Here is a 25,756-nt window from a genome sequence, read left to right on the forward strand (position 1 = left end):
TTTTCTGCTTATTAAACCGATAAAGTGCTCTGATGGATCAGACACCAAGCCAGGATTTACAATCACCCATGACGCCGGAACTTGCTGCCCGCGATACGCACTATGCGAGCGCCGAAAACCCACTCCATGCCGCCGCCGCGCCTTTGCTGAATGCGATTGTGCAGATTCGCCAGGCGGCGACTCATGACGATCCGGCCGGGCTGCGCTACCAGCTGGTCGATGAAATCCGGCAGTTTGAAGCCCGCTGTAAACAGCTGGAACTGCCGTTTGAGATGATTATTGGTGCCCGCTACTGCTTATGCAGCGTGCTGGACGAAGCTGCCGCACAGACGCCGTGGGGCACGCGTGGCGTCTGGTCAGGTAACGGGCTGCTGGTCACCTTCCATAATGAAAGCTGGGGTGGCGAGAAATTCTTTCAGCTGCTGTCACGTATCTCGCAGTCACCGCAACAGCATCTGTGGCTGCTGGAAGTGATTCATTACTGCTTACTGCTCGGTTATGAAGGTCGTTATCGCGGGGCCGCCAATGGACGCGAGCAGTGTGAAGCGATTCGCAGCCGCCTTGCACAATTGATCGCGTCCACCCGCAATAACTCGCCATCGCCGCCGACTTCGCAGGTGGTAGTCAGGCCGCAGCAGAGCACGCTGTGGCGAGCGCCAGTGCCGCTCTGGGCCTGCATTGCGGTGACGGCATTTATCGCCTGCATGATCTACAGCGGGCTGAACTGGCGTCTGGGTAATGCCGCCGAACCGCTGTTACGCGATATCTATCAAATCCCGCTGCCGCAGGTGAAAAACAGCCGAAACTTCAGTTCGCCCCAGCGTCTGCTCGATTTGCGTAAATCACTCAGTGACGTGATTGCTGCCGGTCAGTTGGAAGTCAGCGACGGCCCCTTTGGCAGCAAAGTGATGCTGTCGAGCGATAAACTGTTCGACCACGCGGCTACCGCACTCAATCCGGTTGGCCGGGCGTTGATCGCGCGCGTCGCGGCGGCGATGAGCGATATCAAAGGCAGTGTAGTGGTCACGGTGTACACCGATAATCAACCGCTGAACAGTAGCCGCTTTGCATCCAACTACGAATATTCGCAGGCGCAGGCGCGCACAATTAGCGCCCTGCTACGCCAGCAGCTGGCGATGGGACACAGCATCAGAGCCGAAGGCCGTGGTGACAGCGCAGCTCTGCACCCCAATGACAGCCCGGAGAATCGCGCGCGTAACCGGCGCGTTGAAATCACCCTGTTTGCCACTCCCGAGTCGGCCAGCACGGTTAACAAAGGAACGCCGTGATGCGCAACCTCACCTCACTGCTTACCAGCCGCCTGCTATGGGGCTTTATCGGTATCACCGCACTTTCCAGCGTAATCTGGATGCTGGGACCGCTGATCGCTATTAATGACTTACGTCCGCTGGAAGCAAAAATCAATCGTCAGGTGTTGACCGGCTTCTGCTACTTCCTCTGGATCTTATTGCAGCTGATCCCCCGTTTGTATAGCGCCTGGTTTAACAGCAAGCTGCTGCACAATTTGCAGGACAGCAGTGTCGATCAGGGTGAGCTGATGGCGACGGAAGAGCTGTTAAGCGCGCGTTTTAATCAGGCTGCCACCCTGCTGAAAAAGGCGCATTTCTATCAAAAACCCCGCGTGGGCTGGTTGCAGCGCTACAGTGCTCGTTATCTCTATCAGTTGCCGTGGTATATGATCGTCGGCGCGCCGGGTGCCGGTAAAACCACCGCGCTGATCAACTCTGGCCTGGACTTCCCGCTGACGGATACGCTGGGAAAACAGGCGATACGCGGCATTGGCGGTACTCGCCATTGTGACTGGTGGTTTACCGATCGCGCCGTGCTGCTGGATACCGCCGGACGCTATACGATGCAGGAGAGCATGCGCGCCCGCGACGCCAGCGAATGGCAGACCTTTATCAATCTGCTCAAGCACTACCGCGCACGCCAGCCGATTAACGGGGTAATTATTACCATCAGCGTCGCCGATTTGCTGAGTGACTCTGCCGATGCGCGCCATCGCCAGGCCAGCGCGTTGCGCAGTCGAATGGATGAACTTCATCAGCAGACCGGCATCCACTTCCCGGTTTATCTGATGGTCACCAAGACCGACCTGCTGAAAGGTTTTATGAGTTATTTTGCCAGCCTCGATAAAGCACAGCGCGATCGGACCTGGGGCTTTACCTTTCCATGGCAGCCGAATCGCGACAGTGAACGTGAACTGAACACGCTGTTCGAGCAGCAATTCCTGGAGCTTTCCGCCCGGCTGAACGCCGGACTGTCCGCTAAAATGGCCGCAGAAAATGACTTAACTCAGCGCGCCGACTGCTTCCTGTTTCCGCAGGAATTTGCCTCACTTCGCCCCCTGCTGGCGGAATATCTTGATGTTATCTTTTCAACGGATGCGGGCGACGTTGCGTGGTCGGCACGCGGGCTGTTCTTTACCAGTGGTACTCAGGAAGGATTGCCGTTTGATCGGGTGATGGGTGAACTGACGCGCAAGCTGCAATTACCCCAGCCGCACAGCCATTCAATCGCCAGCTGGGACAGCGTTAATCGTGCAGCGCCGATCCCGGCCAATAAGGGCCAGAGCTTCTTTATTCGTGACTTGCTGTGTGAGGTTATTTTTAAAGAGAGCGGACTGGCAGGCAGCGACCGTTCATGGGAGTACCGTAACCGTCTGCTGCACTGGATTGGCTACGGCGCGCTGGCCGCGATGCTGATGTTCACCACCGGTTACTGGCTGGTGAGCTATTATCAGAATCAGCACTATTTGCAGCAGATTGCGGCGCGCGTCCCGGCCATCAGTCAGCAGGCAGAGAGTTTTAGCCATGTCGACGACGATGCGGCAGATATGCTCGCACTGCTGCCGTTCCTGAATGGCCTGGTGAAGTTACCTCAGCCGGCAGAGTTTTCGCTTGATCATCCGCCGATGAGCCTGCGCGGTGGGCTCTATCGCGGCGATCAGGTCAGCGACGCCGCATGGACGCTGTATCAGAATGCGTTACGTTCGCTGCTGTTGCCACGCGTGGCGCGACAGATAACCACCACCCTGCGTAATGATCAGGGCAATGACAGCGAATTCAGCCGCAATGCGCTACGTGCTTACCAGATGCTGTATCAACCACGCAATTACGACGGTGAGTTTCTGCGCGGCTGGGTGATGCAGAATTTCCAGCGTTCCCTGAGGTCCACGGTGACGACCCGGGATTTACAGCAGCTGGACTGGCATCTCAGCCAGCTGCTTGATCGACAAATTCAGACTTCGCCTTATGCACGCGATAACGCACTAATGATGCGTAAGCTGGCAGATAATCTGGAAAAGGCTGGCAGTAACAGTCATGCGCTGGCATCAACGCCAGGGGGGCTTCTTCCGCCAGACACACAGGGTGTGCACTAATCAGATGGACAGGATTATGGCTGAAAATATACATCCCGGTTGGTACGGGAAGCTGCCGTCTACCGGTGACTTTCTCCAGCGGCGCTTGCCTGAACCGATTGTCGCCAGCTGGTCAAACTGGTTTCAGCAAGGTTTGACCTGGTGGCATTATCACAACGACGTCAGCAGCAATGATTTTCTGCGTGCGCCAGTCTGGAACTTCGTGCTGCCTGCCACCCCTGGCGTACAGCGCATTCAGATGGGCTGTTTACTGCCCTCACGCGATCGGGTTGGCCGCGCCTGGCCACTGCTGGCATTGCGCAGTTTTTCCCTCAGCGAGTGGCACCCGGCGCAACTGGCTCTTTCCGGCGACTGGTATCATGAACTTGGCGATACGCTGCTTCATGGCGTCAGGGATCGTCTGTCTCCCGATGCGATGGAAAGCCGCTTACTGGCACTGCCGCCACTGCCGCTGCCGAAAAATCAACGATCGGCGATTATGGATGTGATTGGCTATCAGAATTTGCCCATAACGCTTGGCTGGCGTGAAGTGGCTGATAATTTTGATCCACAACGCTATATCAGTTACTGGTGGAGCAACCGCAGTGATGGCTATCCTCACGCTACCCATAAACACAGCGGTAATCTGACCGCGCAACTTTTTTCGCTGCTTTTCAACCCGGCGGCAGGTGCGCAACCGGGTCGTAACGGCCTTTATCCGCCGATGTTTGAGTAGCACGACTTGCCGACCTGGCCTATTAATGCAGGAATTTTATGCGATTTATCCTTGTGCAAAGCAGTACCGAGATAACGCCAACCGCGGTTGATTTTCTGCCACCGGGCGGCACCATCGGCCGCAGCGTCGACAACGATCTGGTGCTGCCTGATGAGGATCGCGCCATTTCACGCCTGCAAGCATTGGTACATGTCGCCGCCAGCGGAGAGTGTCGTCTGACCAATCGTGGCAGCGTGACATCGGTGATGCTGAATGGCGTGCCGCTGGCGCGCGGCCATCAGGTTGAGCTGCAACACGGAGACGCGCTCGGGATCGGCGATTATCAGATAAACGTCGTCGACCCTACTCAGTCGCAGGCAGGCAACCTTGATCCACTCGCCCTGTTTAGTCAGGACGCGGCGCTGGCTGCCGATCCGTTAGGAATTCTGGCTGCGGAACAGCCCATCGTCGCTGCGACTCATGACAACAGCAACAGCGAAACCCCAACGGTTCGCGCAATAAAGCACAACAGCGCACGGCTGGATATCGATCCGCTGCCACACCAGACCCGCGAGCACAGTGAACAGAGCTCCGCTTGCAGTAATGAAAAATTGATTCAGGCTCTGCTGGAAGGGATGGGGCTCGACAGCCGACAAAGCGAACTGCCGCTGACGGAAGAAGATATGCGCATGACCGGCCGCATGTTAAGCCTGTTTTCACAAGGTACGGTGGCACTGTTGTCCTCACGCTCGATTTTAAAACGCGGCGTGAAAGCGGAAATGACCATGATCCTGAATGAGGCGAATAATCCGTTCAAGATCCTGCCCTCGGGTAAAACCGTACTGATGCAGATGTACCAGAGCCAGATGCCGGGTTTTATGCAGCCTGAACACGCGGTCCGCGATGCGCTGGTTGATTTACAGGCCCATCAGTTAGGTATGATCGCCGGAATCCGTGCGATTATCGCCGCCATGCTACAGTCGTTTAATCCGCAGCGGCTGGAAGATCAGGCCAGACGCGAAGGTGTGGTGAGTAAAATGAGTTTTACCAGCTCACGCAAAGCCGCAATGTGGGACTATTTTGTGCGCGATTACCAAAATACCGCGGGCGAAATTGAGGATGACTTTCATACGCTGTTTGGCGAAGCGTTTCTGCATGCCTATGACGTTGAGGTTAATCAGTATAAAGATTCACAACTAAAAGCGGACGCCGAATGAAGGTTACCTTTAGCTCAATGTCCCAGACTGGCGCAAGGCAGAGCAATCAGGACTTAACCGGCAGCCTGTTGGGTGAACGCAGTGCCTGTTTTCTGGTGTGTGATGGCGTGGCAGGGCTGCCGGGCGGTGAGAAAGCGGCGCGAATTACGCGCGACACTTTACTCGGCCAGCTGGATGGTGGCCGCGCGGCCAATCCGCAACAAACTCGTCAGGCAGTAGAAAAAACTGCCCGCACGCTGCGTGATGCACAACAGATAAATCCGAAACTACAGCGGATGAGCACCACCCTTGCGGCACTGTTTATTGACCGCACCCAAGCGCTGGCGTGGTGGGCGCACGCAGGTGACAGCCGCATTTATCACTTCCGTCGCGGTTATATTGAACAGGTGACTCGTGACCACAGTCTGGCACAGCAGATGAAGGACGCGGGCTATGAAAATACCGGAATTAACAGTAATTTACTTTATAATGCGCTCGGTGCAGAAGCCGAACGAGAGGCCAGTTACAGCGATGTGGTGGAACTGGAAGACGGCGATGCTTTTTTAGTCTGTACCGATGGTTTCTGGCTGAATTTGCAGCCGGAAGAGATGGAACAGGCATTGCGCATGGTTAACTCACCTGAAGAGTGGCTGGCGCTGATGCAGAAAGCTATAGATCGCAGTAGCAAAAGCGATAATTTAAGCGCCGTAGCCGTGTGGATCGGTTCGCCACAGGATACGACGTTACTACAATCATTGTCTGACTCGGCGCGCTTCTTGCCGCCTCGCGATTAACCCCCAAGGAACGTTATGAAATACTGGTTGCCCGGCGTTTTGACAGTGTTAATGGCTTCTGCCGCCAGTGCAGAGGATTACCGGGTGGTCTATTCACCGAGTCTCGAACTGGAAGTGTTTATCGATAATGTCGTCAGCAATGCGCCGGAGGACTGGTGCCAGCCAGCACTTCACCTGCGCATTGTATCGGGTGAGAGCAAAGAGTCGCAAATACTGAGCGACTTCCTGCCGCGCGTCGGCACGCTGTTAGCCGGACAATGTCACCAGCTGGAGACATTGCCGTGGCAGATGACCGATAAAAAAGGCTCGGTACTTGCCAGCGGCAACGCCAGCAAAATGCAGCGCTGGCAGCCGACAGTAACAGCCGATGCAACCGCCACGGCCACCTCTGCCAATGCCGCCCCGCTCGATCTTTCGCGCCCGGCAGACAGTCAGCCGTTGCAGCGTTTTGACCTGCCCAGCGGTTGCCATTTCCGCACCTGGTGGAATGAAAATGGCCAATCGCTGTTTATTCCCGACGATGGCGCGCTGAGCTGCTCCCGCGAGGGCTGGCTGGAAGGCGAGAGCCAGCTGACGCTGTCAACCGACGGAAAAGAAATCCCAGTGCCGATCAGCTTCTGGCGGGGTTATCCACTGGTGAATATGCGTTCGTCCGCCAACGGGCTGGATATCGTAACGATCAATAACCAGCGCATGGTGATCGGCAGTAAACAGGCTGCCGACAGCTGGCTGGTCCTGCCGTTTGATCATCATCTGCACGCCTGGTCATTCAGCGGCACGCTGCTGGTAAAAATGGATAAGAACGCCGCAGAGGATATGGCCGCGGTAAAAAGCCGCGTCGATGCGGTGAAGAAAAGCTGGGCAGCGCAGTACGATCGGAAAGTGAAGCTGAATGTGATGCTGGTCGATGAACTGCATGCCGATCTCGCCGATCCGGCAATTGGCGCATACCGTATCTTAAATTAATCGCAGGCGTACTGCCTGCAGTAATCAGGCCGTTAGCTCTCAGAGAGTGTCAAATATGTCGGCAAATGAGAATCAAAAAACCGTGCCAAATGCATTACCTGCCGGGCACCGTTTCAATGAATTCGAAATCAAAGAAGTGATTGGCGGCGGTGGATTCGGTATTGTCTATCGCGCCTGGGACCATTTATTAGAACGCACCATCGCCATCAAAGAGTACATGCCCATTTCGCTGGCGATGCGCAACGAGGATCTGAGCCTTGGTCTGCGCGGCGAGCGTTACCATAAAATGTTCCATGCCGGTCTGAACAGTTTTATTCAGGAAGCCCGCCTGCTGGCGCGCTTTAATCATCCCGGCCTGCTGCATGTGTTACGCTTTTGGGAAGAGAACGGCACTGCCTATATGGGTACGCTGTTTTACAGCGGGATGACGCTGAAAGAGTGGCAGCTCACCAGCCCGCAAGCGATAAACGAGAGCTGGATTCGCCAGCTGCTGTCACCGCTGTTTGGGGCAATCAATACCATTCATCGTGCGGGCTATCTGCATCGCGATATCTCTCTCGATAATATCCAGATTCAGGAAAATCAGTTGCCGGTACTGCTGGACTTCGGCTCAGCGCGTAAAGAGATTGGCAACCTGGCGGATGAAACCGAAATTATGCTGAAGCCCGGTTTCGCCCCGATTGAGCAATACAGCGAAGAGAGCGACAGCGAGCAAGGGCCATGGACCGATATCTACGCATTGGGTGCCGTGCTGCATACGCTGGTCACCGGCCACCCGCCACCAACCAGTGTGGTGCGCTGCATTGAAGACAGCTATCAACCGCTGGCGCAGCTGCAACCCGAGGGCTATTCGCTGCCACTGCTGCACGCTATCGATCGCGCGCTGGCGATGAAGCCGGAAGATCGACCGCAGAATATCGACCAGTTGGCAGCCTTGATCGATTTACCGGTCAGCGAAGTGCAGGAGCTGGTAAGCACGGTAACGCCACCCAATGAGGAAGCTCAGCAACCGGACGAAACCACCGCTGCCGAAGCAGTGATACTGGCGGTGAACCCGACAGCCGGTGCGGCGGATAATGTCATCACGCCAGCCGCTCCACGTCGCGTCTCCCCTGCCCTGATGCTGCTCAGTGGCCTTGCATTGCTGGCGGTGATTGCACTGACGGTATTGATTAATCGCGATAAGAGCGGCAGTAGCGTAGTGGAACACTCCGCCGCTGTCAGCAGTCTGCCAGCGGCAAAACCGCTGACCGTCACCGGCAGCGATACACCCGCGCTGGCAACGGTTTATCTGAAGCTGGAAAACGGTGAGTCGGTGGTGCTGAACGGTAATGCTGTGGAGATTAAGCCCGCCAGCAATGGTCTGGCATCGCTCAATCTGGCGGCCGGTGAATATAATATTGAAGTACATCAGAAAGATCGGGTGCGTACGCAGACGGTGAAAATTGATCGTGCGGGTACCTGGCTGATCAATCCTGGTCTGAAATGATGGCTGATGCCAGCCGAACAGGATCAGGTAGTGAATAGACCTGTTTGATGAAAATAAAAAATCAGCAATCAGGACGTTAACGTTCCGCCCATACTTAACAAGAGACCCTGATTATCGGGTCTCGTTTGCTTCAATGTTCCGCACTACAACCTAATAATAATCATGATAATTACTACCTTTAATACTAAAAGCATCATTAAAATATAATTCAATAATTCAATAATAGTATTAGCTCATTAAAGTGAGAAATTAAAATCATTGACATTCCATTCAGACTGATGGTAATAATATTATCGTAGTTTAAGTTAATTCTCTTAAAGCATTCCCCAATAATCCTTACCAGCAATCTTAAATATATCTTAGAGAGGTGTTTTATGAATACGCTTTCTGAAGTTGCAAAAATGTATAAACATGCCCCCCAAGTTGTAGATCAAGAAATTGATACTAATGTCTTCACCGACATGATTCTACAAACCAAAAATGCGACCACTGCGGCAATTGACAAATTAGCCTATTTAGCCGGCATAAAAAATGCTCCAGCAGATGATAAATATGCCAAGTTGAATACCAGTAATCTTTGCTCGTTGTTAAGTAGTGCAAAGGAAGCCGGTTATGACATTGAAATAGTGAATATTTGATAAAATAAGGCAGCCTGTGCTGCCTTTCTTCAACTGGACAAAAATATGAGTCATAACATTGAAGTATTAAACAGTGAAATTTTGATTGAGGGCCTTCACTGGGTCCCTCGCTGGCGGATTAATAATGGACAAGAAGACTCATTTGTCATCCCCTTCCCAACAACTTATCCTGTCAACATTGTATATCATGGTGAAAGTAAATTTAAGTATGGACAATATGGAATTCATCTTGGGCAACAGGATACTTTAACCTTCCTCGGTAATGAAAAGCAGCTAATACTCGCAAAGTTCATTGATTGTCGTAAAAACTCTTCAACATTCAAACAAAGAGTGAGTTTTTACATTACTCCCTCATCAGAGAAAACACTGATTATTCCCCCTGGGGTTGCGCACACTTTTCATAATCTTGAAAATATATTTACTTTAAATACCTATAAAATTCTCCTGCCACCACTGGATCAGATACACCATAGCAATACACAATGGTCGCCAGAAAATGACATTATCAACATTCCGGAAAACATCTCGACAAATGATATAGTTGGTTATCAGCCCATGTCAGAAGAAGCATCGGATTTAGTTTACCATAGGGTGGCAGATTTTCAGGCAGAGAATTTGATAAATCATCAGTATCAACACGCTGAGACACGTGAGTTTGTGCTTGATGATGGTAAAAAAGTAAATTTGAAGATAAGAGAAAAAATCGAGGGAATCAGTAAAACTGACCTATCCCTATCCAGTATTAATGGCGTATTATTTAGATTACTGCCGTCGATTAAAACAGGAAAAGAGAGTTGTATTATTCCTCTCACGAGAAAATCTCCATTATATCTTGTCGAACACGGAACAAAGAATTATGACTTTGACTCTTACGGATTGCATCTTGGTCAGGAAGACCACTTGGTGTTTCTTGGAAGTAAAAGTCAGCAACTCACGCTGATGCTGGTTGACATGAGAAAGGGATCAGATACCTTATTTGTAAAAGATGAGCTGACATTCTATCCATCTCCTGATGTTGAACTCATTATCCCGTGCGGGGTTGCACATGCCTTGCTCAATATGGCCAATATCATTACCGTAAATCGTCCTGTTATCTATCTTGATGAAAAAGGTGATTACTTACCAGGGCATGACATTATCGACTGGCCTATAGAGAACAGTGATTATATCAGCTACGATACAAATCAGACAGAGGCTGACATTGATTATTATGTTGATATGGTAGCCAGACAAAATGAAATATTGAAACAACCACCAACACATAACACACCGAAATCAGTTATAGTCTACGATGAAATCACTGGAAAAAATGTCAAGGTACTGTTAAAAGAAAAAGTAAAAGACAAGGCTAGCCAATGACCAATCGATTATTCTCCTTACTTTTTTTAGTATTGACCGCTGATGGGTTGATGGTTTTTTTAACGCCGGTGGTGGTTTATCTGCTCACGGGTAGCCTGGCTTATTCCGGGTTATCCTATGCCATTTGGTGGTTGCCGCGCTTAATTTTAATCCCGTTAATCGGAAAATATATCGACAACACCGGCGTCAGGCCGTTATCGATTATTTCTGACTGCATTAAAACCGCCGGATGTTTATTACTTATTTTCAGTAATTTTACTGACCCACTGACTATCGCCATTGCTTTTGGTGCCACCGGCAGTCTGATTTCCATCGGTAATTCGCAAACCATGATTGCCTATGAGAAGCTCATCGCCATGTTAAGTAAGCAGCGCGAGCATCATGTTAATTTGATGGCAAGAATGGATTTCCTCGGCATGATAATTGGCCCGGTAGTCGGCATGCTGCTGATTGATTACGGTTATAAAACTCTGCTGTTGATACCCTGCGTGTTTTACTTGATTAATGCCTGGTACTTTTATCGCCATGCTGGCCAGCTTGACAAGGTTCAGGAAGCGGCGCACTTCCCGGCAACAGGGTTAACCCTCGCGCCGCCAAAACATCCGTTTATCGCTTTACAGTTTATTCTGTCCACGCCAGTGATACTGGCGATTATCGGTCTGGCCGTCGGTAACAATATGTTTGATGGCTTAGTCGAGTCAGCCGGCACCGCTTTAATTGACCAAAATATGCAGCTGCCGGTCAAATACTTCGGCCTTATTGATGTCGCTGCCGGCGTTTGTGGCGTTGCAGGCACTTATCTTTATAGCGCGATGCTGGCAAGACTATCAAGAACACTGCTGTTATCCACTGGCTTAGTGATTATCATCATCCCTTCCCTGCTGTTAATCTTTCATACCTCTTCCCTGATAATCTTCGTTTTATGCTATGCCAGCACGATTATTGGTAAGGTCATTACCGGCAATATAAACCGGGTAATGCGGATAGAAATTATTCCAACACCCATACTGGCGAGCACCTCATCGCTGGTGGTGCTGTTTTGTCAGTCGATTCTTCCGGTGGTTGGCTTCACTCTGTTCTTGCTGGCGGGGAACAACCAGGCTGTTCTCTGGCTGATGATGACGGCGGTAGTGATAACTTTTATTTCGGGCGCCCTACTGCTGCTGCTGTTAAAACGCAAAGCGGCCATCGGTTAGCAGGCCACAAGCGGCGTCATTGCCGCCTGTGGTAACGCGCTTAGCCCTGCATCCCGTGATGACAACTCTGCAACTCGCGCACCTGCTGCACTAAGTCGGTCAGACAATCATCATGCATGCCACGCTTGCTCAACTCCTGCTCAAGAGAATATAGGTACTGCGCGTTAGTGCCTAGCGGACCACTGGCATGAGCGATTAAAGGCGCAATGGTGGTGGATCGGCTGTCGGACTCATACAGCGGATGGCGCGGATCCATCACAAACACCAGCGCGGTCACTTTACGGCCGTCTTCCAGCGCCAGCTCGCACCAGGTCGGCAAATAACAGCCGGTGATCATTTCGCGTTTCCACAGCAGCTCAAGCTCTTCATACAGCTTGTCTTCCGGCAGGCGAAATGCCAGTCCGCTGGTTTTGCCACCCTCTTTCAGCGCCAGCATGCGGCCCGGCTGATGATGAGTCCCGCGTCCGGCCGTCAGCCGCAGGCAGAAAGCGCGGTGCCAGCCATGTAGCGTGCCGCTGGCAACTTCGTCTGATTCAAAGATCGGATTCCACATCAGTGAACCATAACCAAAAATCCACACCGGGCTGTTATCCGGACGGCAGGTTAATGCTGCCGCCAGCGATGCTGCGCGCTGTTCGCAGGTCCACAGCAGCGACTCCTCGATCGATCCAAAAGCAGTTTTGCAGTCTGCTTTTAATAAGAAATCCCGCGTTAACATTCAACCTCCCGTGCCACAGCTTTACTTCCCTGTTACTGACGAGCGTTTTTATTCAGTGATTTAATGATTTGCGCACTTAGCGTTGCGCTTACTCTGCTGACCATATGCATTTATTTGTTGGCGATCAAGTTTGGCGTCGGTTAGCAGCGAAAAAAATTGATCGTTTGCCACACTGCTCATAAGGATATCGCTGTCAGGTGCGGTTAAACGCTGACGGGTCAAGCGCCTGAGCACGGGACCGCCAACATTTTTGCCACTATCTGTTAAGCCACTTTTGCGGTTATAAAGCATCTCCGTTGCCGCTTCAACACCGCTGATTTCGGGGCCTGGCGCATTTTCAGAATGTTTAAGCCGCTAGTTTTGACAGGGATGATTCAAAATGACCTATAATCATCATTTATCTTTGTTACGATGAAGGAAAACCTCAAATAAAACCTGACTATAGCGGTTCTTTACGCTTATAACCTACAGATAAACTTACCTATAATCGGGATAACACTGACTTATCACCTCTGTCAGCGAGAAATCCCCTTAACGGGTAAAATAACGTAAAGTTGAATAATTATACCGCGAACATTGTTACACTGTTACAGCTTGTAAAATAAATGAAGCGACATAATGCTTAGAAGCCTGGACTCGGGTTTCTGCTAATTGCACTAATTAAGGAGATGAATGCCTATGGGAGCGCTAGAAGGCTCAAAAACACGTCATAAAGAATTTTCACTGATTTTCCCTATTATCGCGCTGGGCGTACTGGCAATGTGGGGCTCATCGCAATCTCTCTCTTTTGTCGTCGGCATCAATGTGCTGGCTTTAGTTGCCATTCTTAGCAGCGCGTTCAGCGTTGTCCGCCATGCCGACGTGCTGGCGCACCGTTTAGGTGAACCCTATGGGTCACTGATCCTCAGTTTATCGGTGGTGATCCTCGAGGTCAGCCTGATCTCGGCGCTGATGGCCACAGGCGACGCCGCACCTGCGCTGATGCGCGATACCCTGTACTCAATTATCATGATTGTCACCGCTGGTCTGGTGGGCTTTGCTTTGCTGTTAGGTGGCCGTAAATTCGCCACCCAGTACGTCAATCTCGCCGGGGTTAAGCAGTACATGATTGCTATTTTCCCGCTGGCGATACTGGTACTGGTGTTTCCAAACGCGCTGCCGGGCGGCAACTTCACTACAGGTCAGGCACTGTTAATCGCGGCCATTTCCGCGTCAATGTACGGTGTATTCCTGCTCATTCAGACCAAAACGCACCAGAGCCTGTTCGTTTATGAACACGAAGATGATGGTGACGACCCGCATCACGGTAAGCCCTCGGTACACGGTAGCGGCTGGCATACCTGCTGGTTGCTGGTGCATCTGATCGCGGTGATTGCCGTGACCAAGATGAATGCCAATCCGCTGGAGTTCCTGTTAACCGAACTGAATGCACCGGCCCAGTTCACCGGTTTCCTGGTAGCGTTACTGATTCTGTCACCGGAAGGCCTGGGAGCGATTCGGGCGGTACTGGCGAACCAGGTACAGCGTGCGATGAACCTGTTTTTTGGTTCGGTGCTGGCAACCATCTCATTAACCGTTCCGGCGGTATCGATTATCGCCACGTTAACCGATCAGCAGCTGATTTTCGGTCTTGAACCACCGCAAATGGTGATCATGATTTCAGTGTTAATCCTCTGCCATATCTCATTCTCCACCGGACGCACCAATGTGCTGAACGGTGCCGCTCACCTGGCACTGTTTATCGGTTATCTGATGACGATTATGCTCTAACTGCCGCGGATTAACTTTCAGTGGAGCATATCGCCAGATATGCTCCATTTTTTATTGCGCGGCCTGATACTTCAGGGTGTGTCCTGCGCCAGTCAGGGTTAAGTTGCCCTGCTCCAGCTTCACTGTTGCTCCCTGATTTAACACATCGCCAATCACGCCATCCCAACGGTTCAGCTGACTGTCGCCACACATCATCCGCGTTGACCCCATCTGTTTAACCGTCAGTACATTGCCGTGCAATTCCCCCTGGCCAAAGAAACGGTTGCACATCACGCCGCTAACGGCCAAATCACTGCTGATAGCGATCTCCGGCTGTTTGCCCATTTCACTACTGACCACGACACCGTCGACGCTTTGTAAGGTGTAACTGTGCTTAGCCAGCTGCTGAGCATTAATACCGCTACCGTCACGCGCGCATCCGCTGACCATCAATACCAGCAATGCCAGTGGAAGAATCTTTGTCATGCTACTGCTCCTTATCGGTTATTTCCATAATCGTGTTGGCTTCACGATAATATGCTGATTAACCTGCTTTTCAGCAAGCAGATAACTCTTTAAAAGCCATGAATTTTGTAATGTTTTTTAAGCAAATGCCGGGATAACGCAGGAAGGAAGGTTACATAAAAGTAAGGCCCGCGAGGCGGGCCTTAAGTCTGTCAGTTACTGGTATCCAGCTCAGGGAAACTTTTGACCAGATCGTCAATCGCTTTCATCTGCTTCAGGAACGGCTCCAGCTTATCCAGTGGCAGCGCCGACGGACCATCACACATCGCGTTGGCCGGATCCGGATGCGCTTCGATAAACAGGCCAGCAAGGCCGACTGCCATACCGGCGCGCGCCAGTTCGGTAACCTGACCACGGCGTCCGCTGGATGCGGAACCAAACGGGTCGCGGCACTGCAGAGCGTGGGTGACGTCAAAAATCACCGGGCTGCCGTTAGTCACTTGCTTCATTACATTGAAGCCCAGCATGTCGACCACCAGATTGTCGTAACCAAAGTTGGCACCACGGTCACACAGAATGACCTGCTCGTTGCCGCCCTCAGCGAACTTCTCAACGATATTGCCCATCTGACCCGGGCTGACGAACTGCGGCTTCTTAACGTTAATTACCGCACCGGTTTTCGCCATCGCTTCGACCAGATCGGTCTGACGCGCAAGGAAAGCAGGCAGTTGGATCACATCAACCACATCCGCCACCGGCTGCGCCTGGCTGGCTTCGTGCACGTCAGTGATCACTTTCACACCAAAAGTCTGTTTCAGTTCCTGGAAGATTTTCATCCCTTCTTCCAGTCCCGGACCGCGATAAGAGCGAATCGATGAACGGTTAGCTTTATCGAATGAGGCTTTAAATACGTAAGGAATATCGAGTTTGTCGGTCACGGTGACGTAATGTTCACAGATACGCATCGCCAGATCGCGAGATTCGAGAACATTCATACCGCCAAAGAGTACAAATGGCAGATCGTTTGCGACTTTGATGTCGCCAATGTTAACCACTTTTTGAGTCATGCCTTCGCCTTTTCCTTTCTTCAGGTCTGCACCGGTTAGTGAAGCGTAACCTGTTTATGTTCGATAGAATGAATTTGTACTTTAATCATTTCACTGACCGGATCTTCCGGGCACTGCTCAACGAAATAGGTCAGGTCAGTTAGCGCGATATGCTCGCACTCCAGCTGAGCGTAGATCAAACCGCGATCGCGAATTTCATACGGATCGTCGGGATCGATTTGCAGCAGCACATTGCTGACATTCAGCGCCATCTCCATGCGCTTCTCTTCCATCAGCGCCGATTTCAGCGTATCCAGCATCTTGCGGATCACAGTGGTCGACTCTGCTTCTTCCAGATCGTCTTCATACAGCTCTGCGGTCGGGCTGATATTGCCTTTCAGCCACACTTCCAGCGTATGCTCATCAAGGGTTTCACCGTTAAACGGGTTAATCAGCCACATTTCCCCATCAAGCCAGTCAGCACGCAGGATCAGCTGAGTCGGAAAAATGACCGGCAGCAGCGGAACGTCCAGCTCTTCAGCAATATGCAGCAGAATCACACCCAGCGAAACGGCCGTTCCCTGACGGCTTTTCAGCACGTTATCCAGCCACAGCGCATCCGACAGTTTATAGATGCCGCTGGCACCGCCAAAGCCCCACTGGTGATAAAACAGCTCCAGCAGTTTCTCCAGCTTCAAATCCTGAGCGGTCTCGCTGGCTACATACTCGCGCGCCTCTGCAACCAGCGCCCGCAGCTGAAAGCCCACGTCTTCGGTCGGGAAATCATCGCGAATCGCCCGCGATGCGGCAATCACCGCTTCACACAGCGGTGATTCAGAAATATCAAATTTGGCTTCGGACGTCATACAATCCCCAACAGTGGCATTTTACTTATGGCCAGCTTGATGATCATTCCGATCACCACTAACGCCACGATGAAGGCAATCCAGCGCACTTTATTCGCGCGCGGACGGCGTCCAAGGACGATAATGCCGAGCACGATATAGATAATAACGCCAAACAGCTTCTCAGTCAGCCAGCTACCTTGCGGTGAAAACGGATAAAAATGAGTAATGTTTACCAACAGAATACCGGAAACAAACAGTAAGGTATCATTCAGATGGGGAACAATGCGTACCCACCGGCGTTGCAGCATGGCAGAACCCGCCTGCAGCCAGTAAAAACGCAGGATAAAGAGGGTAATGGTGATGGCAACCGTCAGCAGATGGAAGTGTTTAATTGCTGCGTAATAAGCGGCCATAAAAAAGTCCTGTTCTCTATGATATTGATTTCTGACCGACGGTAACGCGATCGTTGCCGCCGTAATCCTGACAGGTTTCAACCTGTAAAAAATGGTGCTGGCGCAAAATTTCCCGCACTGCCGCCGCCTGCTGCCAGCCATGTTCTAATAACAACCAGCCCGCTGGCTGTAAATAAGCCTGCGCGGCGGCGGCGATCTGTTTGATATCAGCCAGCCCATGATCTTCCGCTACCAGCGCACTCAGCGGTTCAAAGCGCACATCGCCCTGTAACAGATGCGGGTCTTCAGCGTCTATATAGGGAGGATTGCTGACAATCATGTCAAAACGTTGATTTTCCAGCGCGGCAAACCAGTCGCTGCGCAAGAAGTGGCTGTTTGTCAGCTGCAACCTGTCGGCGTTGTCCTGCGCCAACGCCACCGCCTCATCAATGCGGTCAACGCCGGTTATCTGGCAATCAGGGCGTTCACTGGCCAGCGCCAGCGCCACGGCACCGCTGCCGGTGCCGAGATCGAGTAATGAGGCAGGTTCAGCAGGCAGACGCGCCAGCGCCTGTTCGACGAGAATTTCAGTATCAGGGCGGGGAATCAAGGTGGCGGCTGAGACACGCAGCGGCAGTGACCAGAACTCGCGCTCGCCGGTAAGGTGCGCAACGGGCTCCCCCTGAGCGCGACGGGCGATCAGCCCTTCCAGCTGCGCAAGTTGCTCAGCCGTCAGCACGGTTTCATCAAAGGCGATCAACCAGCTGCGGGATTTGCCGGTGACAAAGCCAAGTAAAATTTCCGCATCGCGTTTTGGACTGTCACCGCCGCACAGCGCGGCAGTGGCAGCTTTTAACCAACTGCGTATATCCATTAATCCTGCTCGGACAACGCGGCCAGCTGGTCAGCCTGATATTCCTGCACAATCGGCTCGATCAGCGTATCGAGTTTCCCTTCCATCACTTCATCCAGACGATAAATGGTCAGGTTAATACGATGGTCGGTAACACGCCCCTGCGGAAAGTTGTAGGTACGGTTACGGTCGGAACGATCACCACTGCCCAGCAGATTACGACGGGTTGAGGCTTCTTCAGCCTGACGTTTCGACATCTCAGCCGCACGAATACGTGAACCGAGTACCGCCAACGCTTTGGCTTTGTTTTTATGCTGAGAACGCTCGTCCTGGCACTCGACGACGATACCGGTCGGTAAGTGCGTAATACGGATAGCCGAATCGGTGGTGTTAACGTGCTGACCACCGGCTCCCGAGGAGCGGAAGGTATCGATTTTTAGATCGGTCGGATTAATATCCGGCAGCTCTGCTTCCGGCAATTCCGGCATCACTGCTACCGTACAGGCAGAAGTATGAATACGGCCCTGCGATTCGGTTTCCGGCACGCGCTGCACGCGATGGCCACCCGATTCAAACTTCATGCGGCCGTAAGCACCGTCACCAATCACTTTGGCGATCACTTCTTTGTAGCCACCGTGTTCGCCTTCATTGGCGCTCATGACTTCGACACGCCAGCGGCGAGATTCAGCATAACGACTGTACATGCGGAACAGATCGCCGGCAAAAATTGCCGCTTCATCGCCACCGGTTCCGGCGCGAACTTCGATATAGCAGTTACGCTCGTCATCGGGATCTTTTGGTAACAGCAGCAGCTGCAGCTGTTGTTCCAGCTCTTCGCTGCGCTCACGCGCCTCTTTCAACTCTTCCTGCGCCATATCGCGCATTTCCGGATCGGCGATCAGCATTTCGGCGGTTTCAATATCTTCCTGCACCTGCTGCCACTGACGAAAACACTGGCTGACATCGGTAAGCTGGGCATATTCGCGAGACAGTGCGCGGAAACGGTCCTGATCGGCGATCACGCCCGCATCACCGAGCATCGCCTCCACTTCTTCGTGGCGCTCCTGCAAGGCTTCCAGTTTGGCAACAATAGAAGTCTTCATGTGGTGTTATTTACCTTGTAAATAGAGTTCGTTAAATGGGTAGCGTCGCGGTACTGCGGTTGACGCTACCTAATCCAGCCCGAGGCTGTCGCGCAGGATCTGCAGACGTTCGTCATCGCCATCGCGAGCGGCCTGCTGGAGAGATTTGGTAGGAGCGTGAATAAGACGGTTGGTCAGTTTGTGGGCCAGATCGCGCAGAATCGCCTGCGCATCGCCGCCCTGTTGCAGTGCAGCCAGCGCACGCGCTTCCAGTTCCGCACGCACCTGATCGGCCTGCGAACGGTAATCACGGATAGTTTCCACCGCACTTTGCGCACGTAACCAGGCCATAAACTCACCGCTCTCTTGCACCACGATGGTTTCAGCCTGGATGGCTGCGGCCTTACGCTGCGCCATATTTTTTTCGATAATCTGCTGCAAATCGTCAACGCTGTACAGATAGGCATTAGCCAGCTTGCCGACTTCCGGCTCCACATCACGCGGCACGGCGATATCCACCAGCAGCATTGGCTGGTTACGCCGCGCTTTCAGCGCACGTTCCACCATGCCTTTACCGATAATTGGTAAAGGGCTGGCGGTAGAACTGATGATGATATCGGCTTCTGCCAGGCGGGTGTCGATATCCGCCAGGTTGATCACTTCCGCACCGACTTCGTCCGCCAGCAGCTGCGCACGCTCGCGGGTACGGTTAGCGATAATCAGTTTTTTAACTTTATGCTCGCGTAAATGACGCGCGACCAGTTCGATGGTTTCACCCGCACCGACCAGCAGCACATTCACCGTCGCCAGCGATTCGAAAATCTGGCGCGCCAGCGTACAGGCGGCAAACGCCACGGAGACCGCGCTGGCACCGATATCAGTTTCAGTACGCACGCGTTTCGCAACGGAGAAGGTTTTCTGGAACATGCGCTCCAGCTCGCTTGAAAGCGAGTGGCCGCGCTGAGAGTCGGCGAAGGCTTTTTTCACCTGACCAAGAATCTGTGGTTCGCCCAGCACCAGCGAATCCAGCCCACTGGCAACGCGCATCAGATGGCTGACGGCTTCGTTATCATGATGCCAGTAAAGGCTTTTTCTCACCTCATCCGCACTCAGCTGATGATAGTCACACAACCAGCGAACCAGCTGCTCTTGCAGATTCTCTTGTTGTTCTACACTCAGATACAGCTCGGTACGGTTACAGGTAGACAGGACAACGCCGCCCTGCACAAGTGGCTGCGCCAGCAGGCTGTTAAGGGCCTGTTCCAGCGTATCCGGCGAAAAGGTAACGCGTTCGCGCAGAGCAACAGGTGCCGTTTTGTGATTAATTCCGAGGGCCAGCAGTGTCATGGTGATTAGGTCTGGTTATCCCACTCTTGATAGGGTTTTGTGCAGCGCATTCTACAAGATGCGCGAGATCAATAAAAGCCATACGAAGCATATGCATTAACAAGATATAGTTGATTGCAGCCAAATAAGACAATTTGAGCATTGACGGCTTAAACGCGGATGGTTAGCGTTAACGGTTAGACTGGGCAAGCATGCCCTGATTGCGTCTGAGGAGATGACCACGTTATGTACATGAAGCTTTTTACTCACAGGGACTGTCGCATGCTGCGCCTCCTCCCGCTTGCCAGCATTTTTCTGGCGGCCTGTACCCTGAATAAACCGCAGGGGCCAGGTCAAAGTGTCACCTCTCCGCAATGGCAACAACATCAGCAAGCTGTCGAAAAAATCACCGAATATCAGACCCGTGGCGCTTTTGCCTATCTCTCCGATAGGCAAAAAGTCTATGCGCGTTTTAACTGGCAGCAAACCGCCCCGGATCGCTATCGTTTACTGCTGACTAACCCGCTAGGCAGCACCGAATTGCAGCTGGATGCGCAAGGTTCGGTGATTCAGCTGGTCGACAACAAAGGTAAGCGCTACGTCAGCGATGACGCCGAGAAGATGATCACTCAGCTGACCGGGATGGATATTCCGCTGGAAAACCTGCGCAAATGGATGATGGGCCTGCCGGGCGATGCCACTGACTATGCGCTGAACGATCAGTATCAGCTGCGCGAACTGAACTACAGCCGCAACGGTCAGGAGTGGAAAGTCAGCTGGCAGGATTATGACAATAAAGTGAATCCGGCGCTGCCAGCCAATCTTGAACTGCGCGAAGGCAGCCAGCGCATTAAACTGAGAATGGACAGCTGGACCGTTAAATGATGACCACCTGGCCCGCTCCGGCAAAGCTTAACCTGTTTCTCTATATCACCGGCCGCCGCGCAGACGGCTACCATAATTTGCAAACGCTGTTTCAGTTTCTGGATTATGGCGACACCCTGACCATTACGCCGGACACCAGTGGCGAAATCACGCTGCTGACGCCGGTCGATGGCGTGCCAGATGAGCAGAATCTGATCGTGCGCGCCGCACGCCTGCTGATGCAACAGGCGACCGCAGCCGGTACGCTGCCCCCACAAGCGGGTGCCCGTATCGCCATTGATAAGCAATTACCGATGGGCGGCGGCCTTGGCGGTGGTTCATCCAATGCCGCGACGGTATTGGTGGCGCTCAACCATTTGTGGCAAACCGGTTTTGATTATGACCAGTTAGCGGCGATGGGGTTAACCCTTGGCGCGGATGTCCCGGTATTTGTCAAAGGCCATGCGGCATTTGCCGAAGGCGTCGGTGAAAAGTTGCTGCCGGTCAATCCGCCAGAAAAATGGTATCTGGTGGCGCACCCTGGCGTCAGCGTGCCAACGCCGCTGGTGTTTAATCATCCAGAGCTGAAACGAGACACGCCAACGCGTGATTTTTCGACTATTATGCAGGCAGCTTTCAGCAATGATTGTGAAGCAGTCGTAAGAAAACGTTTTCGTGAGGTTGAAGAGCTAGTTTCCTGGCTGCTAGAATACGCGCCGTCGCGCCTGACAGGAACCGGCGCTTGCGTGTTCGCAGAATTCGACACCGAGTCCGAAGCCCGTCAGGTGCTTGAGCTGGCCCCGAAGTGGTTACGGGGATTTGTCGCGAGAGGGGTTAACCTCTCTCCGCTGCATCGTAACCTTTCAGGGCATTAAGCGATTACGTGACAGTGTCACCCTGTTCCTGATACTGCACGTGGCGCATTAACACATCCGTATGAATCAGTCGTAATTGGTATGGCGCCCATTGCCAATTGCGATTATGTTCATTCTCTGGACGCAAAGCCTGAGGTTCTTCTCGTGCCTGATATGAAGCTTTTTGCTGGTAACGCTACGCCGGAACTAGCACAACGTATTGCCAACCGCCTTTACACCAGCCTGGGCGACGCCGCTGTCGGTCGTTTCAGTGATGGTGAAGTGAGCGTACAAATCAATGAAAATGTACGCGGTGGTGATATTTTCATCATCCAGTCCACCTGCGCTCCAACCAACGACAACCTGATGGAACTGGTTGTTATGGTTGACGCCCTGCGTCGAGCTTCCGCTGGTCGTATTACTGCTGTTATTCCCTATTTTGGCTATGCGCGTCAGGACCGTCGTGTCCGTTCTGCGCGTGTGCCGATTACCGCGAAAGTGGTTGCGGATTTCCTCTCCAGCGTTGGTGTTGACCGTGTTCTGACCGTGGACCTGCATGCAGAACAGATTCAGGGATTCTTTGATGTCCCGGTTGATAACGTATTTGGTAGCCCGATTCTGCTGGAAGATATGCTGCAGATTGGCCTGGAAAACCCGATTGTGGTTTCTCCGGACATCGGTGGCGTAGTGCGTGCTCGTGCTATCGCTAAACTGCTGAACGATACTGACATGGCGATTATCGACAAGCGCCGTCCGCGCGCTAACGTTTCACAGGTGATGCATATCATCGGTGACGTAGCGGGTCGTGACTGTGTGCTGGTCGACGACATGATCGATACCGGCGGTACGCTGTGCAAAGCAGCGGAAGCGCTGAAAGAGCGCGGTGCCAAGCGCGTATTTGCTTACGCGACGCATCCGATTTTCTCTGGCAACGCGGTGGAAAACCTGCGCAACTCGGTGATCGACGAAGTGGTGGTTTGTGACACTATCCCGCTGCCGGAAGAGATCAAAGCTCTGCCAAACGTGCGTACGCTGACACTGTCTGGCATGCTGGCCGAAGCGATTCGCCGTATCAGCAATGAAGAATCTATCTCTGCAATGTTCGAACACTAAGTTCAGCGCAGAGTGTTTAAAGCCGGGCTTGCCCGGCTTTTTTTATGCACCCAGCAGATGATTCTGGCTCAGAAAATCGATAAACACCCGCAACTTAGGCAATAAATGGCGATTACCCGGCCACAGCAGTGAAAATTCTCCACCGCCGCTGATCTGCCCGTCCATCACCGTTACCAGCCTGCCTTGCTCAATTTCCTGCGCTACCGCAAAATCCGGTACACAGACCAGACCCAAACCACTTACCGCCGCTGAAATCAGCGCCTCAAGATTGCTGAACACCAGCCGCTCCGGCACCGTCTGCGCAGCAGGCGTACTGAACGGCCAGCTCTGCACTCCGCCGCTGGCACTAAAGCGATAACGTAAACAAGCATGGGTAGCCAGGTCGGCAGCTGACTCGGGTTGCCGATGATTTGCCAGATAGGCCGGTGAGGCCACCAGGGTAAAACGATAGCTACCGAGCCGTTTCACCCGCAGCTGCGAATCACTGAAGCTGCCGCTTCGCACCACCACATCAACACCTTCGGCGATGACATCCACCAGCCGATCGCTGAAATCCAGATCCAGTTCAATATCCGGATAGCGCGCGATAAACTGTGGTAGCAGCGGCATCAGCAGGCGATAACCAATGGCGGGTAAGCTGACGCGCAACCGGCCACTCGGTTTCGCCATCACCCGTGACAGTTCATGCTGCGCCTCTTCGATTTCCGCCACAATGCGCCGCGCGCGTTCGTAAAACAGCGCCCCTTCATCGGTCAGGCTGATACTGCGGGTGCTGCGATTCAGCAGCGTCACACCCAAACTGTTTTCCAGCCGCGCCACGCTTTTGCCGATCGCCGAAGCCGATACGCCCAGCCGTTCAGATGCGGCAATAAAGCTGCCGCTTTCCACCGTTTTTACCAGTGCAGTCAGCCCACTCAAACTATCCAGCGCGTTCATTACGGAGTTTTTGTCCTTTCAGTGACGATTAACAGCCTGTTTTTTACCACAAGCGGCCATCTTATCCTGTCATCCTCGCACACATTGAAAACGGAAGCACGGTATGAGCACGCTGATGATAGATCGAATTAGCCCTCGCAAAACGTTACTGGCGGTTTGCACCGCTGGCATGATCCTGCCGCTCAGCTTTACCGGCGGCGTCATTGCCACTCCGGCGATTGCCCAACAGCTGGGAGGATCGCCGCTGGCACTTAGCTGGATAACCAACGCTTTTATGCTGACTTTCGGCAGCTTGCTGATGGCGGCCGGTAGCCTGGCCGATAATTTTGGCCGCAAACGCCTGTTTCTCGGCGGCGTACTGCTGTTTACTATTGCCTCGCTGGTGATTGGCCTGTCACCGAATGTTTTTATCCTCGATTTGCTACGCGCACTCCAGGGCATTGCTGCCGCTGCCGCGCTGGCGGGCGGTTCAGCCGCGCTGGCCGATGCGTTTAGCGGACATGGACAGACGCGGGCTTTCAGCCTGCTGGGTACCAGTTTTGGCCTCGGGCTGGCCTGCGGGCCGGTGGTTGCAGGTTTATTGATCGATCACGGTGGCTGGCGCAGCGTATTTCTTATTTGTGCGCTGTTTGGTGCGTTGGCCGCGCTGATGAGCTGGTCAGGCATGCGAGAGTCACGTGCCGTGCAGCGCGGAAAAATCGACTGCTGGGGCATTATCAGTTTTAGCCTGGCGGTGAGCTTTCTCACCTGGGGTATTTTGCAAGTCGGCGAAGATGGCTGGCAACATCCGCGCGTGACAGGCCTACTGGCTGCCGCACTGCTGTTCATTCTGCTATTTATCGCCGTCGAGCTAAAAACCGCCCGGCCGATGCTCGATTTGCGGCTGTTCCGCTACCTGCGCTTTCTCGGTATTCAGCTGCTGCCCATCGCCACCTGCTACTGTTTCGTGGTATTGCTGGCGCTGTTACCGATACGGTTGATGGGGATTAGCGGTTACAGCAGCCTGCATACCGGGCTGTGTATGCTGGCGATTTCGACGCCGATTCTGCTGGTTCCCAGCCTGGCGGTGGTGCTGACGCGCTGGTTCTCTGCCGGATCGCTCGCCAGCTGCGGTTTAGTGATTGCCGCCGCCGGTCTGTTACTGCTTAGCCAGCTCCGCAATCCTGATGATATCCGCCCCCTGCTGCTGGCGATGATGATGATTGGCATCGGCAGCGGTCTGCCATGGGGCCTGATGGACGGATTATCGGTATCAGTGGTTCCCAAACAGCAAGCCGGGATGGCAACCGGCATCTTCAGCACGATTCGCGTTGCGGGGGAAGGAATCGCGCTGGCACTGGTGATCAGTCTGCTGACCGAATTGATCGCCGCCCCGCTTTCACATCAGCTTGCTGACGGAGCCGCACGCTCTGCCGCGCAGTATCTGGTCAGCGGTAACCTGCTGAAAGCCAGCGAACTCTCTGGAATTGGCTCAGCGCAGCTGGCCACGCGCTATTTGCAGGCGTTTAATCAGTTATCCCTGATATTAATGGCGATAACGCTGTTTTCCGCCCTACTGGTCTGGCTGTGTCTGCGAGGAAAAAGAGAGGCCAGTTGCAATAGCCGAAAATGATTTCAGACTTAACGCTGCCGCTGCGGCAGCGTTAAGCAGAAAGCGCTGCCATGGCCACACTCTCTCTGCCACTCCAGCTTAAGCCGCTATTTTTCGCCTTTATTATCGTAAAATGCACCGCTTAATACTTTTTTAATCCTGCGCTGTGGCAACTGCTTTTTGC

The 25,756-nt window shown here is 53.0% G+C and carries 24 protein-coding genes; 15 read left to right on the forward strand and 9 right to left on the reverse strand.

Features of this window, described 5'->3' with window-relative positions; all coding sequences use genetic code 11:
• Positions 1-68: 68 nt before the first annotated feature.
• The 10 genes from icmH (at position 69) to ACP3TC_RS11785 (ending at position 11,735) form a co-directional block, all read left to right on the forward strand.
• Positions 69-1,289, forward strand: a complete 1,221-nt coding sequence (gene icmH / locus ACP3TC_RS11740; protein ID WP_313857239.1) for a type IVB secretion system protein IcmH/DotU — start codon at positions 69-71, stop codon at positions 1,287-1,289.
• Complete coding sequence (tssM, locus tag ACP3TC_RS11745; RefSeq protein ID WP_426816507.1) at positions 1,286-3,403, forward strand: type VI secretion system membrane subunit TssM; 2,118 nt, start codon at positions 1,286-1,288, stop codon at positions 3,401-3,403. Before icmH ends, tssM begins: the two co-directional genes overlap by 4 nt.
• A gap of 16 nt (positions 3,404-3,419) precedes the next feature.
• Entirely contained in the window at positions 3,420-4,118 is a 699-nt protein-coding gene (gene tagF, locus ACP3TC_RS11750; RefSeq protein WP_313857236.1) for a type VI secretion system-associated protein TagF, read from the forward strand.
• A 38-nt stretch (positions 4,119-4,156) separates the two neighbouring features.
• Positions 4,157-5,314: a type VI secretion system-associated FHA domain protein TagH gene (tagH, locus tag ACP3TC_RS11755; protein WP_426816508.1), complete on the forward strand. Its 1,158-nt coding sequence runs from the start codon at positions 4,157-4,159 to the stop codon at positions 5,312-5,314.
• Positions 5,311-6,087 carry a PP2C family protein-serine/threonine phosphatase gene (locus tag ACP3TC_RS11760; protein WP_313857233.1) on the forward strand — a complete coding sequence of 259 codons (777 nt, stop codon included), beginning with the start codon at positions 5,311-5,313 and terminating at the stop codon, positions 6,085-6,087. The genes tagH and ACP3TC_RS11760 overlap by 4 nt, the downstream gene beginning before the upstream one ends.
• A gap of 15 nt (positions 6,088-6,102) precedes the next feature.
• The gene (locus ACP3TC_RS11765; protein WP_313857231.1) at positions 6,103-7,053 is read left to right on the forward strand and encodes a hypothetical protein; all 951 of its coding nucleotides are present in this window, start codon (positions 6,103-6,105) and stop codon (positions 7,051-7,053) included.
• Between the two features lie 55 nt (positions 7,054-7,108).
• Positions 7,109-8,542, forward strand: coding sequence for a serine/threonine protein kinase (locus ACP3TC_RS11770; RefSeq protein ID WP_313857229.1), 1,434 nt, complete (start codon positions 7,109-7,111; stop codon positions 8,540-8,542).
• Between the two features lie 374 nt (positions 8,543-8,916).
• The gene (locus ACP3TC_RS11775; RefSeq protein ID WP_313857228.1) at positions 8,917-9,180 is read left to right on the forward strand and encodes an XRE family transcriptional regulator; all 264 of its coding nucleotides are present in this window, start codon (positions 8,917-8,919) and stop codon (positions 9,178-9,180) included.
• Positions 9,181-9,225: 45 nt separating this feature from the next.
• Positions 9,226-10,539 carry a dTDP-4-dehydrorhamnose 3,5-epimerase family protein gene (locus tag ACP3TC_RS11780; RefSeq protein WP_313857226.1) on the forward strand — a complete coding sequence of 438 codons (1,314 nt, stop codon included), beginning with the start codon at positions 9,226-9,228 and terminating at the stop codon, positions 10,537-10,539.
• Entirely contained in the window at positions 10,536-11,735 is a 1,200-nt protein-coding gene (locus ACP3TC_RS11785; RefSeq protein ID WP_426816509.1) for an MFS transporter, read from the forward strand. Before ACP3TC_RS11780 ends, ACP3TC_RS11785 begins: the two co-directional genes overlap by 4 nt.
• Before the next feature lie 40 nt (positions 11,736-11,775).
• On the opposite strand, the gene ACP3TC_RS11790 is transcribed toward ACP3TC_RS11785, so the two are convergent.
• The gene (locus ACP3TC_RS11790; RefSeq protein WP_313857224.1) at positions 11,776-12,453 is read right to left on the reverse strand and encodes a gamma-glutamylcyclotransferase; all 678 of its coding nucleotides are present in this window, start codon (positions 12,451-12,453) and stop codon (positions 11,776-11,778) included.
• 678 nt (positions 12,454-13,131) lie between these two features.
• Here ACP3TC_RS11790 and chaA point away from each other — a divergent pair.
• Positions 13,132-14,223 (forward strand): sodium-potassium/proton antiporter ChaA, encoded by a 1,092-nt coding sequence (gene chaA, locus ACP3TC_RS11795; protein WP_313857223.1) that lies wholly within the window; start codon positions 13,132-13,134, stop codon positions 14,221-14,223.
• A 51-nt stretch (positions 14,224-14,274) separates the two neighbouring features.
• On the opposite strand, the gene ACP3TC_RS11800 is transcribed toward chaA, so the two are convergent.
• From ACP3TC_RS11800 to hemA, 7 genes are all read right to left on the reverse strand, one after another.
• A complete protein-coding gene (locus ACP3TC_RS11800; RefSeq protein ID WP_313857222.1) occupies positions 14,275-14,688 on the reverse strand; it encodes an META domain-containing protein in 414 nt (137 codons plus the stop codon).
• A 191-nt stretch (positions 14,689-14,879) separates the two neighbouring features.
• Positions 14,880-15,734, reverse strand: coding sequence for a 3-deoxy-8-phosphooctulonate synthase (kdsA, locus tag ACP3TC_RS11805; protein ID WP_426816510.1), 855 nt, complete (start codon positions 15,732-15,734; stop codon positions 14,880-14,882).
• Positions 15,735-15,769: 35 nt separating this feature from the next.
• Complete coding sequence (gene sirB1 / locus ACP3TC_RS11810; protein WP_313857220.1) at positions 15,770-16,579, reverse strand: invasion regulator SirB1; 810 nt, start codon at positions 16,577-16,579, stop codon at positions 15,770-15,772.
• Positions 16,576-16,974, reverse strand: coding sequence for a SirB2 family protein (locus ACP3TC_RS11815; RefSeq protein ID WP_426816511.1), 399 nt, complete (start codon positions 16,972-16,974; stop codon positions 16,576-16,578). Before ACP3TC_RS11815 ends, sirB1 begins: the two co-directional genes overlap by 4 nt.
• Positions 16,975-16,990: 16 nt before the next feature.
• Positions 16,991-17,827: a peptide chain release factor N(5)-glutamine methyltransferase gene (gene prmC / locus ACP3TC_RS11820; protein WP_313857217.1), complete on the reverse strand. Its 837-nt coding sequence runs from the start codon at positions 17,825-17,827 to the stop codon at positions 16,991-16,993.
• The gene (gene prfA / locus ACP3TC_RS11825) at positions 17,827-18,909 is read right to left on the reverse strand and encodes a peptide chain release factor 1 (protein ID WP_313857216.1); all 1,083 of its coding nucleotides are present in this window, start codon (positions 18,907-18,909) and stop codon (positions 17,827-17,829) included. The genes prmC and prfA overlap by 1 nt, the downstream gene beginning before the upstream one ends.
• Before the next feature lie 69 nt (positions 18,910-18,978).
• Positions 18,979-20,235, reverse strand: a complete 1,257-nt coding sequence (hemA, locus tag ACP3TC_RS11830) for a glutamyl-tRNA reductase (RefSeq protein ID WP_426816512.1) — start codon at positions 20,233-20,235, stop codon at positions 18,979-18,981.
• A 261-nt stretch (positions 20,236-20,496) separates the two neighbouring features.
• On the opposite strand from hemA, the gene lolB reads away from it, so the two are divergent.
• The 3 genes from lolB (at position 20,497) to prs (ending at position 23,045) form a co-directional block, all read left to right on the forward strand.
• Positions 20,497-21,099: a lipoprotein insertase outer membrane protein LolB gene (gene lolB, locus ACP3TC_RS11835; protein WP_390902508.1), complete on the forward strand. Its 603-nt coding sequence runs from the start codon at positions 20,497-20,499 to the stop codon at positions 21,097-21,099.
• Complete coding sequence (ispE, locus tag ACP3TC_RS11840; protein WP_426816513.1) at positions 21,096-21,953, forward strand: 4-(cytidine 5'-diphospho)-2-C-methyl-D-erythritol kinase; 858 nt, start codon at positions 21,096-21,098, stop codon at positions 21,951-21,953. Before lolB ends, ispE begins: the two co-directional genes overlap by 4 nt.
• 144 nt (positions 21,954-22,097) lie before the next feature.
• Positions 22,098-23,045, forward strand: a complete 948-nt coding sequence (gene prs, locus ACP3TC_RS11845) for a ribose-phosphate diphosphokinase (RefSeq protein ID WP_013201847.1) — start codon at positions 22,098-22,100, stop codon at positions 23,043-23,045.
• A gap of 42 nt (positions 23,046-23,087) precedes the next feature.
• On the opposite strand, the gene ACP3TC_RS11850 is transcribed toward prs, so the two are convergent.
• Entirely contained in the window at positions 23,088-23,972 is an 885-nt protein-coding gene (locus ACP3TC_RS11850; RefSeq protein WP_426818272.1) for a LysR family transcriptional regulator, read from the reverse strand.
• A gap of 112 nt (positions 23,973-24,084) precedes the next feature.
• Here ACP3TC_RS11850 and ACP3TC_RS11855 point away from each other — a divergent pair, with 112 nt between their 5' ends.
• Positions 24,085-25,593, forward strand: coding sequence for an MFS transporter (locus ACP3TC_RS11855; RefSeq protein WP_426816514.1), 1,509 nt, complete (start codon positions 24,085-24,087; stop codon positions 25,591-25,593).
• The last annotated feature ends 163 nt before the right edge of the window (positions 25,594-25,756 follow it).

Source organism: Winslowiella sp. 2C04 (genome assembly GCF_050037805.1).
Taxonomy (GTDB): Bacteria; Pseudomonadota; Gammaproteobacteria; order Enterobacterales; family Enterobacteriaceae; genus Erwinia; species Erwinia toletana_A.